This window comes from Treponema sp. R6D11 (genome assembly GCF_054786075.1).
In genome coordinates this window covers 1-1,691 of sequence record NZ_BDHD01000293.1, presented here as the reverse complement: position 1 = coordinate 1,691, position 1,691 = coordinate 1, and the positions used below count along the sequence as shown (strand labels likewise).

General features: G+C 40.0%; 3 protein-coding genes. 1 reads left to right on the top strand and 2 read right to left on the bottom strand.

Going from position 1 to position 1,691, the window contains the following annotated elements; genetic code table 11:
* The coding region (locus ACYVTD_RS12445) for a hypothetical protein (RefSeq protein WP_461248074.1) at positions 1-323 on the top strand (323 nt) is incomplete at its 5' end.
* 24 nt (positions 324-347) lie between these two features.
* Here the strand turns inward: ACYVTD_RS12445 and dinB are convergent.
* Together dinB and ACYVTD_RS12435 are read right to left on the bottom strand one after the other, a co-directional pair.
* On the bottom strand, positions 348-1,508 hold the full coding sequence (gene dinB / locus ACYVTD_RS12440; protein ID WP_461248073.1) for a DNA polymerase IV: 1,161 nt from the start codon (positions 1,506-1,508) through the stop codon (positions 348-350).
* On the bottom strand, positions 1,508-1,691 hold a 184-nt coding region (locus ACYVTD_RS12435), incomplete at its 5' end, for a hypothetical protein (protein ID WP_461248072.1). The genes ACYVTD_RS12435 and dinB, both read right to left, overlap by 1 nt.

Genomic DNA, 1,691 nt, shown 5'->3' with positions numbered 1-1,691 from the left:
GGTCTAGCGATAAAACCCAATACACTTATAATTTCAACTGGGATAACAATCTTAAAAATAGAACCAAAGTCTATACTCTCCGCGTATTAGAAACGAACAGCAAAGAAGAATATGTCGGCACATCTGGCACATTCCAGATCGACCTATCTGCAAAAAAATATGTCCCTCCAAAGACCGCGGAAATAATTGTGCCAACCAAAAACCTAGCGTCTGATCAGCTGCCTTCCACCCCCCCACCTATAACAAAAAAATTCTTCCAAGACTCACACGGAAGCGGACACAAACACAAAACAAAACATCATTCTGAAACAATAAACGCATAAAAACCTAGGCTTGCCTAGGTTTTTTTATTCTCCGATTCGCACGCTGCCATATCCATACTTTTCATTAAGCTCATCAACCGTCTTTTGAAGCCTCGCGTTTTTCTCATCCGCTTCATCATCAAACAAACTAGCCTGCACTCCTTCCCCGCAATCAACAAGCGAACTAGCGGTAACCGTAACGCTCCTAATCGGGGCCCCTTCTTTCCAATTTTCCGTTATCAATTCGATCGCAATATTATAAAAATCAATAGTTAAATTCGTCGGCTTATCAAGTTTTTTCTGCCGTTGAATTTTTTTAAATTTCGGGTCTTTTATTGCAACTTGTAAAACCGTCGCCATTCTCCCTTTGCGCCTACACCTCCAACCAATGCTCTCACAAAGTTTCATAACCCTAGGCTTAAGCTCATCTAAACTATCAATATCTTTTTCAAATGTCGTGCCATTCCCAACCGATTTTTCCTTCCCTCGATCCGGATTAACAGGCGATTCATCTTTACCGTTCGAATAAAGCCAAATCGTCTCGCCAAGCTGCCCCAAATGTTTTACAAGCACATCCTTATCAGCTCGCGCAATATCGCCAATAGTATAAATCCCAAGCCTATCCAAAACCGGTTTAGTTTTCTTGCCTACCAAAAGCATATCCTCCGCCGGCAAATTCCAAACAATTTTTTTGCCCGTCTCTCGAGAAATAAGAGTAACAGCATCCGGCTTTTTATAATCACTTCCAAGCTTGGCAAAAACTTTATTAAACGAAACGCCAACCGAAACTGTTATTCCTAACTCTCTCTTAACAGCCTCTCGTATTTCGTTTGCAATTTCCTCGCCAGATCCAAACAAATGCAGCGACCCCGTCACATCAAGCCAACTTTCATCAATCCCAAACGGTTCAACCAAATCTGTATACCTATAATAAATCTCATTGCATTTTTTTGAATACTCTTTATATAAGTTGTGATGCGGTGAAACACAAACTAAAATCGGGCATTTTTGTTTTGCCTGCCAGATTGTCTCCGCTGTTTTTACCCCAAATTTTTTCGCCAGCTGATTGCTCGCTAAAATAATACCATGTCGCTTAGTCGGATCGCCCACCACAGACATAGGAACTTTTTTAAGCTCCGGATTCAAAACTTCCTCACAACTCGCAAAAAACGAATTGCAATCTATATGCAAAATAACCCTATCCATTATTCTTCTCTCTTAACCAGCCAGTTCGCCAAATCCTGCAAAAAATACGAATCTTCCTTAAACTCATGTATAGCAAACTTCGCTTCTTCAGTTAAATCTTCTAATAGTTCTTCTGCTTTATCCTTCTCAATCAAAGCCAAAAATCCATCATTATCTAATATATCATCTTTAAGTTGAAAAGCA

Excerpts from the sequence above, each read along its gene's own strand:
- dinB (WP_461248073.1), bottom strand. The coding sequence starts at position 1,508 with ATGGATAGGGTTATTTTGCATATAGATTGCAATTCGTTTTTTGCGAGT.